The organism is Rhodoluna lacicola, assembly GCF_000699505.1.
GTDB classification, from domain to species: Bacteria; Actinomycetota; Actinomycetes; order Actinomycetales; family Microbacteriaceae; genus Rhodoluna; species Rhodoluna lacicola.
The window spans coordinates 1,318,862-1,334,077 of record NZ_CP007490.1 but is presented as its reverse complement, the minus strand read 5'-3'; the positions used below and the strand labels follow the sequence as shown (position 1 = coordinate 1,334,077).

At 50.9% G+C, this 15,216-nt stretch carries 12 protein-coding genes; 7 read left to right on the top strand and 5 right to left on the bottom strand.

Annotation, left to right across the window (positions count from 1 at the left end; translation table 11 throughout):
- Positions 1–243: 243 nt before the first annotated feature.
- Positions 244–2,655, top strand: a complete 2,412-nt coding sequence (locus RHOLA_RS06480; protein ID WP_038503285.1) for a putative Ig domain-containing protein — start codon at positions 244–246, stop codon at positions 2,653–2,655.
- On the opposite strand, the gene RHOLA_RS06475 is transcribed toward RHOLA_RS06480, so the two are convergent.
- Positions 2,615–3,256: a class E sortase gene (locus RHOLA_RS06475; protein WP_051636358.1), complete on the bottom strand. Its 642-nt coding sequence runs from the start codon at positions 3,254–3,256 to the stop codon at positions 2,615–2,617. The two genes, RHOLA_RS06480 and RHOLA_RS06475, sit on opposite strands and share 41 nt — an antisense overlap.
- Positions 3,257–3,294: 38 nt before the next feature.
- Here RHOLA_RS06475 and RHOLA_RS07520 point away from each other — a divergent pair, with 38 nt between their 5' ends.
- On the top strand, positions 3,295–3,432 hold the full coding sequence (locus RHOLA_RS07520; protein ID WP_084321450.1) for a DUF2256 domain-containing protein: 138 nt from the start codon (positions 3,295–3,297) through the stop codon (positions 3,430–3,432).
- A 12-nt stretch (positions 3,433–3,444) separates the two neighbouring features.
- Positions 3,445–4,923, top strand: coding sequence for a cryptochrome/photolyase family protein (locus RHOLA_RS06470; protein ID WP_038503283.1), 1,479 nt, complete (start codon positions 3,445–3,447; stop codon positions 4,921–4,923).
- Between the two features lie 152 nt (positions 4,924–5,075).
- Here RHOLA_RS06470 and RHOLA_RS06465 read toward each other — a convergent pair whose 3' ends face one another.
- Positions 5,076–6,542: an alpha-amylase family glycosyl hydrolase gene (locus RHOLA_RS06465; RefSeq protein WP_051636357.1), complete on the bottom strand. Its 1,467-nt coding sequence runs from the start codon at positions 6,540–6,542 to the stop codon at positions 5,076–5,078.
- A gap of 139 nt (positions 6,543–6,681) precedes the next feature.
- Between RHOLA_RS06465 and rlmN the strand changes: the two genes are divergently transcribed.
- Together rlmN and RHOLA_RS06455 are read left to right on the top strand one after the other, a co-directional pair.
- Entirely contained in the window at positions 6,682–7,869 is a 1,188-nt protein-coding gene (gene rlmN, locus RHOLA_RS06460; protein ID WP_038503280.1) for a dual-specificity RNA methyltransferase RlmN, read from the top strand.
- Positions 7,870–7,979: 110 nt separating this feature from the next.
- Complete coding sequence (locus RHOLA_RS06455) at positions 7,980–9,041, top strand: LLM class flavin-dependent oxidoreductase (protein ID WP_227818777.1); 1,062 nt, start codon at positions 7,980–7,982, stop codon at positions 9,039–9,041.
- 15 nt (positions 9,042–9,056) lie between these two features.
- Here the strand turns inward: RHOLA_RS06455 and RHOLA_RS06450 are convergent, their stop codons facing one another.
- Positions 9,057–9,713 carry a Pr6Pr family membrane protein gene (locus tag RHOLA_RS06450; RefSeq protein ID WP_051636356.1) on the bottom strand — a complete coding sequence of 219 codons (657 nt, stop codon included), beginning with the start codon at positions 9,711–9,713 and terminating at the stop codon, positions 9,057–9,059.
- A 41-nt stretch (positions 9,714–9,754) separates the two neighbouring features.
- Here RHOLA_RS06450 and RHOLA_RS06445 point away from each other — a divergent pair, with 41 nt between their 5' ends.
- Both RHOLA_RS06445 and RHOLA_RS06440 read left to right on the top strand, forming a co-directional pair.
- Positions 9,755–10,633: a DMT family transporter gene (locus tag RHOLA_RS06445; RefSeq protein WP_038503279.1), complete on the top strand. Its 879-nt coding sequence runs from the start codon at positions 9,755–9,757 to the stop codon at positions 10,631–10,633.
- Positions 10,630–11,655: a glycosyltransferase family 2 protein gene (locus RHOLA_RS06440; RefSeq protein WP_038503276.1), complete on the top strand. Its 1,026-nt coding sequence runs from the start codon at positions 10,630–10,632 to the stop codon at positions 11,653–11,655. The genes RHOLA_RS06445 and RHOLA_RS06440 overlap by 4 nt, the downstream gene beginning before the upstream one ends.
- Before the next feature lie 48 nt (positions 11,656–11,703).
- Here the strand turns inward: RHOLA_RS06440 and galU are convergent, their stop codons facing one another.
- Positions 11,704–12,591, bottom strand: a complete 888-nt coding sequence (gene galU, locus RHOLA_RS06435) for a UTP--glucose-1-phosphate uridylyltransferase GalU (protein ID WP_038503273.1) — start codon at positions 12,589–12,591, stop codon at positions 11,704–11,706.
- Positions 12,591–15,155 carry a glycosyltransferase gene (locus tag RHOLA_RS06430; RefSeq protein ID WP_038503269.1) on the bottom strand — a complete coding sequence of 855 codons (2,565 nt, stop codon included), beginning with the start codon at positions 15,153–15,155 and terminating at the stop codon, positions 12,591–12,593. The genes galU and RHOLA_RS06430 overlap by 1 nt, the downstream gene beginning before the upstream one ends.
- Between the last annotated feature and the right edge of the window lie 61 nt (positions 15,156–15,216).

Genomic DNA, 15,216 nt, shown 5'->3' with positions numbered 1-15,216 from the left:
GATTACCCTCGTTTTGGACGTTTTACACAGATTTTGAGTTCGAACACTTGTTCGAATGTTAAGAGTGTATGGGGTAACGCCGACAAAGCAAATTCAACCTTGGTGTGGCCAAATTTGGGCAAATTTAGGTCCGTACATTAACAAACACCAACATTTTTAATGTTCGGGTAGACCCCATATTCGGAATTACGCAAATTTAGACCGTAGTTTAATTTGGTGAACCATTTATAGGGAGAAGTTCGCATGCACAAGGCCAAAACATCAAAGCTACTGATTTCGGTAGCCGCTGTATTTTCACTGATCTTTGGTGGGGTAGTCGGAATCTCGGCCCCAGCGCAGGCGGTAACTAATGGCTGCATCCAGTCAGGTTTTCAGCCGAACAACTGCACAACTGAAAAAACACCAATTTCAAACATCAACGCCGAAACTAACGCGGCGAATTTGTTGACCACTGCGACTTGTGCGACTCCAACAAACGTGTCTCTTAATAAGGTTGTACCAAAATCTAGCTCTGGCTACGAGTTGCTCTCTCTTGCGACTGCAACCACAAACGCCGTCAGTGGCGCCGCTGGTTTGAATTTTGCAATTAATGCTGGAACTATCACGTTGGGTGGAACAGCACCCGCAACCACACTTTCAACAACTAATTACATTATTTTGGCGAGATGCGGGTCAACTGATTACGCATTTTCATTCAGCATTACCATCACATCTTCAAGCGGCCCCGTTCTTTCACCAGACGTGCAAATTGTTTCTGGAACAGACAATGTTGCAATCACAGACACCGCTTCATACACCGTGACTCGATTTACTGGAGCTCCAACTTTTACAGTTAGCCCAGCACTACCAACAGGTTTGACCCTTAACTCTTCAACTGGTGTGGTTTCTGGTACCTATGTTGGAACAATGGTGGAAACCACATATACAGTCACCGCCACATATACAACCGAAACAGCTACTGCAACTATCAAAATCACAATTGATGCCGCCGTTCAGCAACAGCAGCAAGGCGGCGGCAGTGGCGGAGCCGCAGCACCAGAACCAAGTCGCAAGGTAACTATTTGTCACCGCACACACTCAGAAACAAATCCTTACGTGCGTATCACCGTTGACTACAACTCAGTAAATAAAAAGAGTGGTCACCAGGGGCACGATGAAATTTTTGCCGGCGAGCACGTTTTCAAAGCTGGAATTTATAAGCGCGCTAAGGACAAAGACTGGGGTGACATCATCCCTGCGGATCCATCGGGGTTGAACCGTTGGAAGCCACTCAACTGGACCGCACTCGGCGCCGATATCTACAACGGCAAAGTTGCTGGCTGCCCTGCATTTGATGCGGTGAAGTACTACAACGCACTTCGTGAAGCAGGAGTTCCAGAAAAGAAGATCAAGCAAGAAATTGGTGAGATTGAGGCCGAGCAAGCTGAGGCCGAGCCAACCGTCAAGAAGACCGATGTAAAAGAAATCAAGTACACCGGTACAGATAAAAATGTTGCTGAAGCGGACAACGATAAAGTCACTATCTGTCACCGCACCAATTCAGTGACCAACCCTTACGTTCGTATTACTGTGGCAGCATCTTCTATCTATAAGAATGCTGGTCACTACGGTCACGATGAAATCTACGACGGAAACCACGTCTTCAATTCGGCCGTGGATTACCCAAATAACAAGAAGGACTGGGGTGACATCATCCCTGCTGACCCAACCGGCAAGAACCGCTGGGCGGCGCTAAACATGACTCCACTGGGCAAGAAGATTTACGACGGAACCGTTGAGGGCTGTGCCGAGAAGTCATTGCAGACTCTATACAACGAGCTTCGCGAAGAAGGCAAACCTAAAAAGGAAATCATTGCCGAACTAGAGAAGATGAAGAACACCGATGAAGATCCAAAAGACATCGATGAACTTACCTACACCGGAACCGATCCAAAGACAGAGAAGACTGAGCCTAAAGAGCCAGTGGCACCTGCAGCTGTAAAAATTCCAGACCAGTCACTTTCAGGAATTGTTTGGTTGGACATCAACAAGGATGGTTTGAAAGACACCAATGAACCATTCATGAAAAACATCAAGCTATACGTGGTTCAGGTTTCTAGCATTCCAGCACCGGTTACCCCGGCAAACATTTTGGTTAATGCAACCGTTCGTCGTGCAAATCTTCCGGTGAAGGCCGCTGCCGTTGCCGAAGTACTAACCGACGAAAATGGTTTCTACCTGTTCCCAAGTTTGGGAGCCGGTGACTGGATGGTTACCACAACCGTTCCAGATGAACTGTACGTGACTTACGACAGCCACGAGAGTTCAGATGGTTCTATCACCACCACTGTGCCAGTTGCGTCACACGCATTTACCTGGGTTGGACTTGTGGGCGATGATGAAGAGATAACCCTAGAAAAGATTGCTGAAATTCTTAGTGAGAATCCAAATGCGCTTCCGCTTGCTGAGATTCCACCATCGCTTAAGGCCCAGGTCTTGCAAGCTAGAAACGCGGTTGCCGCCGGCAAAAAGCCTCCGGTGATTTCTACAAAGCCAGCAGTAGTTTCTTCAGGTGAGCTTGCTTACACCGGAACCAACGACCTAGCGATGTTGTTCTTTGGTGTGCTGCTCATGCTCAGCGGGGTTGCTCTGCGACTTGCTCGAACCAAACGATAATTCGTTCGCTATTCACATAAATAGGTGTGCAACTAGTCAGAGTCAGGTATTTGCCTGGCTCTGACTTTTTGGTTAAGCCTTTGGGCACCGGATTGATTACACCGATATCACTTGGCGCAACAATCTTGGTTTCCAAGTATTTGTAGGTGAACTTTTTATCTGCGGTTTCCACATAAACCAAGTCGCCATCGGTGAATTTATCTATGTTTCGCATTGGCCCACCGTTGCCAGCGCGGTGACCGGCAATCGCAAAATTACCAACCTCGCCGGGCATTTGAGTGTTCACGTAGTGACCAAGACCTACGGTGTTCAAAACTCGGTCAAGGCTCGTGCCCTCGGCAATCTCGCGCAGGTAGTCCTGCCCTAGGCGAGGAGCCGAAAGCTTGGCAAAGACCTCACCCTCTTTGAGCGGGCTTGAATTGGCTGTGGAACTGGGTGAAACCTCCAGCGGAACCGCTTCTGCCCTGGCCTGCTGGGCCTGCTCCGATGCCTGATCCCCAATAGTTAGGTTGTAGGCAGAGGTCGCCACTAGCAAGACCCCCAAGGCCAGCAAACCTTGGGCCAGTAGCCTGCTTGGCGGGCGCTTTTCGAAGAAATTCACCTGTTTAGGCTACCCCGCCACTGACTTAGGGTTGAAGCATGCCACCGGTAGCCAAGACAAAGAACGGGTTTGAACCCAAGATCTGTGAGCGCTGCGGCCTGCCGTTTGAGTGGCGCAAAAAATGGGCCAAGGATTGGGCCAACGTCAAATACTGTTCCAAGAAGTGCAAGGGTTAGTCGGTTTAGCGCATGGCTTTTGAGCGAATTCTTTATGTGGCCCATGACCACCTGAACCAAACCCGCGGCGTGCTAAAAAACGCCAACCCCAACACCGATGCAATCGTTTTGGTTGAAAGCGCTCGCATGACCACCGGTAGACCTTGGCACAAAGAGCGACTGTTCTTTTTGATTTCTTCTGCCAGGCACTTTGCCACACAACTTACTGAAGCCGGTTTCACCGTGCGCTACATCAAATCGGCTACAACGGTTGACGGACTTAAAGCCGCGAAGCAAGAATTTGGCAAGTTACCAATTAGCTCTGCCGAACCATCTTCTTTCAAGCAGTATGCGCAGCTAAAAGATTTTGGAGTGGAGTTTGTTGAGAATGATTTTTTCCTAACCAGTCGCGAGCTATTCAAGCTTTGGGCAGAAAAGCAAAAGACATTTGTGATGGAGAACTTCTATCGCGCGCAACGCACTCGTCTAGATATTTTGGTGACCAATGGAAAACCTGAAGGTGACCGTTGGAATTACGACGCCGATAATCGGTTGCCGCCACCAAAGAATTATTCTTGGCCGCCGTATCTAGAGCACGCTCGCGATGAAATTGATTTGCAAGTTTCTAAAGAATTAGATTTCACTCCAACTACCACCTGGGCTACAACCCGCGCCGGTGCTCTGCAGCAGCTTGAAAATTTTATTCAGCATCACCTGCACGCTTTTGGCCCTTATGAAGATGCCATTGCTGCTGACAACTGGGCGCTACACCACTCACTGCTAAGCCCTTATTTAAATAACGGCTTGCTACATGCTGATGAGGTGGTGGCTGCGGTTATCGGTGCTTATAAAAAGAAGAAAGCGCCAATTGAATCTGTTGAAGCTTTTGTGCGTCAGATTATTGGTTGGCGTGAATACATCAATGGCATGTATTGGTTCTTGGGTGAGGACTACCGAAACCGCAATGCACTGAATGCAAATCGCAAACTGCTACCGCTATTTACCGATTCATCAAAAACCAAAATGAATTGCGTGAAATCTGTGGTGCAAGATGTTGAAGCAAGATCTTGGACGCATCACATTCCACGACTGATGGTGTTGAGTAACCTGGCGCTGACCACCGGAACCAATCCGCAAGAATTTTTGAACTGGATGCGCGAGCAATTTATTGATGCCTCTGACTGGGTAATGGTGCCAAACGTTATTGGTATGGCTGTGCACGCTGATGGTGGCCAGCTGATGACTAAGCCTTACGCATCCGGTGGTGCTTATTTGAATCGCATGACTCAGCACTGCAAGGGTTGCGAGTATGACCCAAAGAAGCGCGTTGGTGAGGATGCCTGCCCGTTCACCACTTTGTACTGGGATTTTCTTGATCGTCATAAAGAGACCTTCGTAAGGAATCACCGAATGAGCCAGCAGGTAAATGGACTGAAGCGCTTGACTGATTTGCCAGAGCTCAGGGTGCGTGCCCAGCATGTATTGGCCGGTCTTGATAAAGGTGAAATCTAGTTCCAAACCAGTAAATCGCCTAGGCTAAATCCCATAAAGGCATCGGGGGCATTTTGGCAGTAATTCCAACCAGCGTGATTGTGTTTGGCTCAGCTCTCGTTGCCGCTACCCACCTTGGGATGCTGGCCGGGCGGGGATTTTTCCCTAAGTTCCTAGTACTTAGCTAGTTCTTCAACACTGCTGAAGCGGCGCACGCCGCCATCAGTGGTTGCCTCAATCACAAAGCTTGGTGCATCAACTGTGGTCTTGAACTCTAGTGACAACACATCGTTGCCGTTCTTCCACTCAAGACGCATGGTCTGATCATCGATGATGCCCCAGCTGAATTCACCGTTGAAAGCGCCGTGCTTGCGCACGCGTGCCAACGCAATGATTGCCTGAGTGACCGGCTGCTGAAGTGCCTCTTGAATTTCTGCAGGGGTGTAGTTGTGACGGTTGGTGTCGCGACCCTGGCCTGAACGAGCGAATAGATCGCGGTCATCCATGCCGTTGAACAAACCAACGTAGTAAACCTGTGGCTCACCCGGCAAGAAGAATTGCACAGCACGCATAATTACATAGCCGGTGTCGTTCTTAACAATGTTTGGCAGAGTGGCATTGATCTGGTGTGGCAGTGTGAACCACTGTGGGATCACCGATGCTATTGCTGAGTGACCATCGGTGTTTTTTTCGGCCACCTTGAAAATGTTTGCCATTTCATCTTGGGTAATCAAACCTGGGCGCTCACCAATTGGACCGCCATCAATGACGCCGTAACCGTCGTGAGTGTCAAGCACGTTCAAGCAGTTGTTTGGGCGAATCTTGAACCAGTCACCAAGGCGATCAACAGTTCCGGTAAATAGCGAGTGCAAAAGTAGTGGCGCGGTTTGGAAGTCGTAAATTAGATCAACCAACGGAGCGATCTCTAGCTGCTGGGTGTAGTGCGCGTGAACCTCAACCAAAACTCGCATATCGTAAGAGTGAATCAACTCTGAGATTTCTTTTACGAAATCCAAAGTCTCTTTGGTCATGAATGAGTCAGTGCCCGGAGTTTTAACCGCATAACCAACTGCATCAAGACGAACAACCTTTACGCCACCAGACTTCAGCGCTTCAAGAATGCGAACCAGGTAGGCCTTGCCGGCATCGTGCTTGATATCGATGTCAACCTGCGATGGCATGAAGGTGGTCCAAACCAAACGGCGCTTGCCGCCAACCTCGTAAGCGGTAAATGGCATGCCCGGACGCGGACGATAGAAAGAAGTGATGCCCTCCTCTGTGCCACCATTAGGGAACACCACGTCAAAGGTTAGGAACATGCCGTCGTACTCTGACTGCTCACCCTTTTCTTGCCAGTCTTTGAATTCAGGTGACAGATAAGAGGCGTGGTTCACGATTAGATCAGCGGTTAGCTCGTGGGTCTGCGAGATGCGCTTGAAGTCTGACCAGTCGCCAAGGCGCGGGTCGACGATGGTGTGGTCTATCGGGTCAAAGCCGGCGTCGTCACCGTCATATGGGTGAAAGAACGGCAGCACGTGAATGCCATCAAAATCGGCCAGGGGACCAGCCAGCAGCTTTTCTATTTCCCCCAGGTTGCCGCCCACGCGCTCGGCGTAGACCAGGATGCTGGTACCTGACATTTTGAACCTCTTTGTTAATAGCCGGGGCGCCACAAATCAGGCGCAAAACTCATCGATTTACCTAGGCTAACCCGAAAAATGTAAGCGTTTACAGTCTTTAGCCAATTGTTATATATGTGGCTTTCCCTAGACTTGATACATGTCTGATTTAATCCAAGTTCGCCCTAAAACAGAGGGCTGGAAGCAAAAACTTGGCCCAGACGGCAAGCCTCTGCTGATGTTCGCCGAACCAAAGCGCGGCAAGCCCCCAATTCACCTAGTTGACCTAACCGCCGAAGAGCGCGCCGAGCGCCTCAAAGAAGCCGGCGTGCAGGCATTCCGCGCCAAGCAGATCGCGGCCCACTACTTCACCCACTACACCTCTGACCCCAGCGAAATGACTGACCTGCCGGCTGCCGGTCGCGCCGAATTGGTTGGTTCACTTCTACCGCCGCTGTTGACAGAGGTCAAAAGGCTGCAAACCGATAACGGCGACACCATAAAGTTCCTCTGGCGCCTATTCGATGGCGCGCTGGTGGAATCGGTGTTGATGCGTTACACCGGAAGAATCACCCTATGCATTTCAAGCCAAGCTGGCTGCGGCATGAACTGCCCGTTTTGCGCTACCGGACAAGCGGGATTAACCCGAAACATGTCAGCCGGCGAGATCGTTGACCAGATCGTGCGCGCCAACGCCGTGATTGCCAAGGGCGAACTTGGCGGCTCAAAGGCCAAGATGAAAGACGCCCCAGAGCGCGTAACCAACATCGTCTTCATGGGAATGGGTGAGCCGCTGGCCAACTATGACCGAGTCATGAAGGCAGTGCGAACCATGGTTGCCCCGCAGCCTGAGGGGCTTGGCATGAGCGCTCGCGGAATTACCGTTTCAACCGTTGGCCTAGTGCCGGCGATTCAAAAACTGGCCGATGAAAACGTGCCGGTCACCTTTGCTCTTTCACTGCACGCGCCCGATGACGAACTTCGTGACGAACTGATTCCGATCAACTCAAAGTGGAAGGTCGATGAGGCCCTGGATGCGGCCCGCGAATACTTTGACAAGACCGGCCGCCGCGTTTCAATTGAGTACGCCCTGATCAAAGACATGAACGATCACGGTTGGCGTGCTGATCTGCTGGCCGAGAAGCTGAACGCCCGGGGCAAGGGCTGGGTGCACGTGAACCCCATTCCGCTGAACCCAACCCCGGGGTCTATCTGGACGGCGTCTGAGCCAGCCGTTCAGAACGAGTTTGTTCGCCGCCTAGAAAAGGCTGGAGTACCAACCACCCTGCGCGATACCCGCGGTAAAGAAATTGACGGGGCTTGCGGGCAGCTGGCCGCGGCCGAATAGCCTGGGTATTGCCGATTGCCTGGTTCTTGGGGCGTGGGCTCCAAAAAAATCAGCAAACTAATTTCAGAAAACACTGGAATAAAACTGTCTAGATGGGGTTTACTTAACTCGTGAACGCAATCGATCTGAAAACCATCAAATTTGGCCTAGACACATTTGGCGACGTGACCCACGACGACAACGGAGTGCCCGAGAGCGCTGCCCAGTCAATCCGCAACATCATTGAGCAGGGCAAGTTAGCCGACGAAATCGGCATCAACGGCTTCAATATTGGCGAGCACCACCGCGATGACTACGCGGTATCCGCCCCAATCACAGTGCTGGCCGGTTTGGCCACGGTCACCAAAAACATCACCCTGGGTTCCGGAGTGGTCGTGCTTTCAAGCGAAGACCCGATTCGTGTGTATCAGCAGTTCGCCACCGTAGACGCGCTAAGCAACGGCCGCGCAGAAATTACCGCTGGCCGCGGCTCATTCACCGAGTCATTCCCGCTGTTTGGTTACGAGCTGAGCGACTACGCAGATCTATTCGAAGAAAAACTAGAGATGCTGGTGGAGCTACTCAAAGAAGGTCCGATTACCTGGACCGGCAAGCACACCCCAACTTTGCGCAACCAACAGGTCTATCCAAAAACGGAGCGCGGTCAGATTCCGCTTCGTGTTGGTGTTGGCGGTAGCCCCGAGTCAGTTATTCGTGCAGCGCGACTTGATGCAAATCTTGCGCTCGCGATTATCGGTGGTGACCCAGCGCGCTTTGCTCCTTACGCCAAGCTTTACTACGACGCCCTTGATCAACTGCACAAACCGCACCGTCCGATCTCCATTCACTCACCGGGTCACATTGCTGACACCGATGAACAAGCTATCGAAGAAATGTGGCCGGCATACGAAGCTGCGTTTGGCCGAATTGGTCGCGAACGCGGTTGGCCACCGGTGCAAAAAGGAAACTACCTGCACGAGGTGCAGTACGGTTCGCTTTACGTTGGCTCGGCAGAGACTGTTGCAAAGAAAATTGCTTACGCGCTGGAATCAGTTGGCGCTCACCGATTTGATTTGAAATATGCCAACGGCCCAATGAGTCACAGCAAGTTGATGCACTCAATTGAACTTTATGGAACAAAAGTTATTCCAATGGTTCAGGAGCTAATGTCAAAGCAGCCGGTCTTTAGCTAAGGGTTCTTGTAGTTCTTAGTTTCTAAATGCCCGCACTGTGATGCGTTGCAATCCAACTAAACCAATTGCGACCGTCAAAAGGAACAACATAATTCCAACAATGTAGCTGAGCATTCCTGGAATTCCAGCTGGCTCATTTGGATTGATGAACCAGTACGGCCACCAGTCAACAATTAGTCCGCGAATAATTGAGTAGACCAACCAGACCAGCGGGAATACCAGCACCCAAAAAATTGCGCGCACGCGCAAGTTGATGCGGCGACTTGAAAGTATCCAATCAATCAACATAAAAATTGCTGCCCAAACGTGCAGAATTTCATTTGGCAATACTGGCCAAACATAGTCGCCATCGGCGGCGGCATCTGGCAAACCGCGAAGCAACAGGTTGTAAACCAAAGTCACCACAACCGTGAAGGTCACTGTGCACAAACGCACAATATTCAACACTCGGGTTTCTGTGCGACCATTCCAGGCAAACCAACCGGCAACGCTAAGCGTGACGATTGCGATCAAGCTGGTTTGAATCGTGAAGTAAGAGAAGTATTCCCACGGTCTAAACACGTTGTTGGCAACACGTGAAGAAATTTGCCAAATCACGCTTCCCAGCATGGCGAAAGCAGTGGCAAAACGAATAATTGCCGAGGTTCTAAGTGTGGTAACGGGTGAACTCATGCCCTAAATCTAGCCAGTAAAGCGTGAGTTAGGCTGGAGGGATGTCACGTAAGGCGCTATTCCTTTTCCTCGTTGTTGGTGTTGCCTGGGGTATGCCTTACCTATTTATTCGGGTTGCGGTTGAGGATTTCTCAACCTGGACAATCGTCTTTAGTCGCGTTGTGGTTGGTGCGCTGGTGCTGATTCCAATAGCTATCCACAGAAAGACCCTGCTGCCGGCACTTAGGGCCTGGCCCTGGGTGCTTGCCTACGCGGCACTTGAAATGATTGGACCCTGGTTCCTAATCACCGAGTCAGAGCGAGTCATCAATTCAGGTCTTGCCGGACTTCTTGTTGCCACCGTGCCATTCTTTGGCCTGATTATTGGCTACTTCTACCTTGGCGATAAGTCCCTTGCCCACCGCAACACCTTGGCCGGTTTGGTCATCGGGTTCACCGGCGTGCTTTTGCTGGTGGGAATTGACGCCTTCAATGGCAGCATTTCGCTGCCGCACGTGGGCATGGTTATTTTGGCTGCCATCGGGTACTCGGTTGCTCCGGTAATTGCTCGCATAAAAATGCCCGATGTCTCTGGCGTTGCGATTAACGGTTTAGCAATGGTGATGGTGGCAATTGTTTACGCGATTCCTGCGTTGGGCAGCCTGCCAAAGGAGTTGGCTGCAAATCCACCGGTTGAAGCTTGGGGCTCGTTGCTTGGCCTTGGAATATTCTGTACCTCGCTGGCCTTCGTAGCTTTCTTCAGACTTCTAAATGAAATCGATGTTGCGCGCGCCAGCCTGGTTACCTACATGAATATGGCGGTTGCGGTGTTCCTTGGCATTGTTCTGTTGGGTGAGCCAATCACCACTGGTATTTTGATTGGTATGCCGCTAGTTGTTGTTGGATCGGTGCTGGCCACCAGAAAGCATTCATATAAGTGAACGCAATCTTGAAAGCGGGATATGACTTTTTGTCGCTTCCGGTAGCGACCAAGATTTCTGACGCCTGGTTGATGGCAAAGTTTGCCCGCAAAGTTTCAAAGCGCGCGGCCGCAAAGATGGTTTTCAGTGATCTGCCGGTGACGCCAAAGGTAACCATCGTAATTCCGGTCTACAACGTTGAGCGCTACCTTGCACTTTGCCTGCAGAGTGTTTGCGCGCAGAACTATCCAAACTTAGATGTGATTTTGGTGAATGACGGCTCCACCGATAACTCGCTAGCGGTTGCTCGTAAGTTTCAAGAAAAACTAAACCTGCACATTGTTGAGCAAGAAAATGCCGGACTCAGTGCCGCGCGAAATGCAGGCGTTCGCGCAATCGAAAACACCGATTACCTAATGTTCCTGGACAGCGATGATGCCCTTGCTCCAGATGCACTGAAGCACCTGGTGAGCCGAATCATTGAAACCGGAGCTGACTTTGTTGTTGGTGACACCACCCGCATGAAGGGTGTCACCCGTCTGAAGCGTCGCGATACCCGTCCGGTATTCGACCGCAGGGGATTTGCTGCTAACTCAACTGGAAGCTTGGCATCGACGACGTTGCTGGAACACCCACACGCAATTTTGGATGTCACCGCTTGGAACCGGCTCTTTGACTTCAAGTTTTACAGCCAAAATAAATTCAGTTTCCCCGAGGGTTTGTACTTTGAAGATATGGCACTTATGACCAAGGCCTATATTCGGGCCGCAAAATTCTCAGTGCTTTCAGAGACTGTCTACTTATGGCGGGTGCGCACCGAGGGCGCCAAGTCAATTACTCAGCAAACTAATGACAGCCAAAAACTTGCCGACCGAATTACCGCGCTGCGCCAAATGCAGGGGCTGATCAAAGCTGGCATGGTGATGGGTAAAACCAACCAGCGCAACATGGAAGTGTTCAAGGATCGCGTTTGGAATCACGATATTCCGCTTTACAAGCACATCCCTGGCGCCCGGGCGCTATTCGACGGACTACTTAAGTAATAACTGATTCACGAGCCTGGGAACGGGCATCGGTGTTAATTGCCGCGTTTATTTATCTTGGATGAAGGTCTTCATCCAGTTGAGCAGATCGGTGCCCAGTTCCTTGCGCTTCAGGGCTAGCTGAATAGTTGCCTTTAGGTACTCAAGCTTGTCGCCGGCGTCGTAGCGCTCACCGCTAAACACAACACCAACTACGCCACCGTACTTTTGTGGCTCGCGAGCTGCGATTGCCAGAGCGTCAGTGAGTTGAATCTCGCCACCTGCGCCAGGCTCAAGGGTCTCAATAATGTCTAGGATCTCCGGGCGCAAAATGTAGCGACCAATCACCGCGTAGTTAGAAGGTGCAACCTCTGGCGCTGGCTTTTCAACAAAGTCTGAAACTGTGATCACATCACCGTTTTGACCAGCGGGCTTTACGCTGCCGTACTTGTGAATCTCACTGTTGGGTACTTCAATCAAAGCCACCACCGATGACTGTGTCTCAACGAAGACTTCAATCATCCGCTCAAGTAGGTGTGAGGTTTCCTCAATTACGTCGTCGCCGAGTAATACAGCAAACGGCTCGTTGCCGGTGAATGTTTTTGCGCAGTGAACCGCGTGGCCCAGACCTTGGGCGCCACCCTGACGAACGTAGTGAATGTTGGCCAAGTTGGTTGGCTTCTGCACTAGCGCTAGCTTTTTTTCGTCACCCTTTTCCTCAAGACGAGTTTCAAGTGCCTCGGCGGTGTCAAAGTGATTTTCTAGCGCGTACTTGTCGCGGCCGGTGACAAACAAAATGTCGTTGAGTCCGTAGCGCACTGCTTCTTCAACCACGTACTGAATCACAGGCTTATCTACTAAAGGCAGCATCTCTTTGGGCATTGCCTTAGTTGCCGGCAAGAATCGGGTGCCAAGACCGGCAACCGGGATAACTGCTTTAGTAGGAGCCTTGAACATTATTTGGTTGCCTTCAGTTCTTTAGCGATGGCCTGGAACTCATCTTTGTAAAGTGCAAAGGCTGGCTTCCAAGGCTTAGCCGGACCGGCCCAGTGCACAATCTTTGGATCTTTTGAGTAGTCCTGGGTTGGCACGTAGTTCCAGTCACCGTCAAGGTTCAACGCTCGACCAGCCGAGTAGAAGTTCATTACGTCCTGATCGTTCAAGCGCAGCTCTTCAACTAGGTACAGGTTGTTCTCGATGAAGTTTTCTTCACGCATCTTCTTTAGGTTCATCAACAAGATTCCCGCGTTGTAGGTATCTGCGGTCAACTTGCCGGTTGCGTGTGCACGACGGCGAAGCGCCCAAGCCTTCTTGGGTGGCAGTGACAAACTAACGCGAGTAATCACGTCAATCAAGCTTGCCCAGCCATCTAGCTCTGACTTCTTACCAGCGAATACCTTGTCGCCAAGTTTGGTGTCGTACAACTTGCCAACATCGCCTCGAACCAAAATGTCAACGTCTAGGTAAAGCACCTTGTCTAGCTTGTCCAGCACGCGAGGTAGGAACAGACGGTCAAAGGTTGAGACGGTGATGTGCTTCATTAGGTTCACGTTTGAGCCGTATGAAATATCACTGAAGTCGTGGAAGAAGAAGTTGATCTTTGGGAACAACTTGTGAATCTTCTTGAAGTAATCGTCTTTCAAACCACGGGTCAGAATGTGAGCGTTGATCTGGCGCTTGGTGTTGCGCTCAACCGATGCAATCACAACAGCAAGTTCATCTTGCAGGTTCTGGTCACAGGCAAAGGCAATGTTGATTGCATCTTTACCAAACTTGTTCTTGCCAAGTTCAACCACGTGTGACTTGAACTTCTTGTAGGTCTCTGGCAGGTCAATAGCTGACTTACCGATTGGCTCAAGCTTGGTGCAGTATTCCTCTGCGTAGGCAACGTCAGGGGCCACTAGCTCAGCCCAGAGCTTCATAACTTCTTCGTAGCTCTTGCCATCAAGAATGTGGCCAAGAATGACCTCAAGCTTGTGCTCTAGTCCCGAGCGAATCTTGTTGAATGCTTCCTTGTCTAGATCAAGCAGACCCTCGAAGCGCACGTCTGAGCGCTTTGAAGGAACGAACTCAACTGGCAAGCCCATTGAACGAGCCGGTAGGTAGCAGTGCAGACGCTTGGTGATTACCTTGCCGTAAGAGGCATACTTGGCCAGCATCTTGCGCGCATCCTCAAGACCCTCAACCAAGGTGAAGTCACGAACGTAATCACCAATCTGGATGTACCACCACTTCCACATGAATAGGTACTTAAGCTGCATCCACTTGGTGCCGGCCTCAACAACAGCAAGTTTTGGAATCTTTCCAGCAAGGCGAGCCTTAGGTAGCACCTGACCAACGGTTGTGGTTACACAACCACTGAAGAAGGCTGGTACGCCCCAGTCGCGCAAGCGGTAAACGGTAGTCCAGTCGCGGCAACCAATTGGTCCTAGTTTCTTTAGGTGTGCGGCAACTTCTTTGTTTAGAACGCCGGCATCTTGAATGTGGAACGAGATCATGATTGGGTTCACGTTCTCTGGGTACGGAAAGTCAACCGCTCCCTTGTAGGCACGGTGCATGAACCAACCGTTTGAAATCAACCAGGTGTTCTTTGGGTAAACGCGGCCCGATGAAAAGTCGCGGTGCATTTCAACCGGTTGAACCTTGACCGGTGCCAGACCGTTGATGCGACGCTTCTTGTGAATGCGTGGCTGCAGCCCTTTTAGGTAGTTGGCAAGCTTTGAACCGCCAACAAATTCAATGTTTTGAAAACGCAGCAGGTTTGACAGCGCTGCAAGAGTTTGCACATAGTCACCGCGGTTAGAAGATGAACGTGCGTTATCAAGCATGTTGTAATCCATCACTGCAAAGTTGATGGTCTTAGGTAGGTTCTTGGCCTGGCTGCCGTCATCGGCAAGCATCTTTACCCACCAGTTGAGTTCAAAGGCCTGGTCCTCATTGAGAGACTTGTTCTTCTTTTCGGCGGCTGCAAGCGCGCTTACCCACTTGCGAATGTCTGCTGTGTGCTGGTGCTTAATTGCTGCACGGATAACCTGCAGGCGGAATGCGTTGCTGTAGGAATCAGCGTCGGCAAGAATCGCATCAACTTCGGCGATAGCTTTCTTTGGGCTAACGGTTAGGTAGGCGTCAAAGTATTCGTAGGTAGCGGTCTTCTTTGAAAGATCAGCACCGGCTTCTTTGAAGTAACCGTAGGCAGCTGCCTGCAAACCATCGAGCGATAGAAAAGTACCAAAGGCCACGGCACCGGCAACCCGGGTTCCCTCAGAAGCGTAAACCCGCTGCAATAGGGCGCGGGTGTTAATGCGCTGCTTCTTGGCATAGGCCTCACGAACGTGGGCCACCAAGATGTCGTCCAGGCTCGTGCCAAGCTCAAGCTTGCGCACCAACTGGGCGTTTAGGTCGTCTGGACCCATAAGAAGTAGGTCTTCGCTTAGTTTGTTCAGGCGAAGGGTGACTCTACGAACCTTGCCGCGCTTCAGTACGTATTTCCAGGCGCGCTCGGTGAATTCTTTGGGGGTCAAAACGGCTCCTATTTATTAGCGTGTATCTAGGGGACAAGCCTACCCGAGCGCCCTTTTATTG

Excerpts from the sequence above, each read along its gene's own strand:
- RHOLA_RS06480 (WP_038503285.1), top strand. The coding sequence starts at position 244 with ATGCACAAGGCCAAAACATCAAAGCTACTGATTTCGGTAGCCGCTGTA.
- RHOLA_RS07520 (WP_084321450.1), top strand. The coding sequence starts at position 3,295 with ATGCCACCGGTAGCCAAGACAAAGAACGGGTTTGAACCCAAGATCTGT.
- RHOLA_RS06470 (WP_038503283.1), top strand. The coding sequence starts at position 3,445 with ATGGCTTTTGAGCGAATTCTTTATGTGGCCCATGACCACCTGAACCAA.
- RHOLA_RS06465 (WP_051636357.1), bottom strand. The coding sequence starts at position 6,542 with ATGTCAGGTACCAGCATCCTGGTCTACGCCGAGCGCGTGGGCGGCAAC.
- rlmN (WP_038503280.1), top strand. The coding sequence starts at position 6,682 with ATGTCTGATTTAATCCAAGTTCGCCCTAAAACAGAGGGCTGGAAGCAA.
- RHOLA_RS06450 (WP_051636356.1), bottom strand. The coding sequence starts at position 9,713 with ATGAGTTCACCCGTTACCACACTTAGAACCTCGGCAATTATTCGTTTT.
- RHOLA_RS06445 (WP_038503279.1), top strand. The coding sequence starts at position 9,755 with ATGTCACGTAAGGCGCTATTCCTTTTCCTCGTTGTTGGTGTTGCCTGG.
- galU (WP_038503273.1), bottom strand. The coding sequence starts at position 12,591 with ATGTTCAAGGCTCCTACTAAAGCAGTTATCCCGGTTGCCGGTCTTGGC.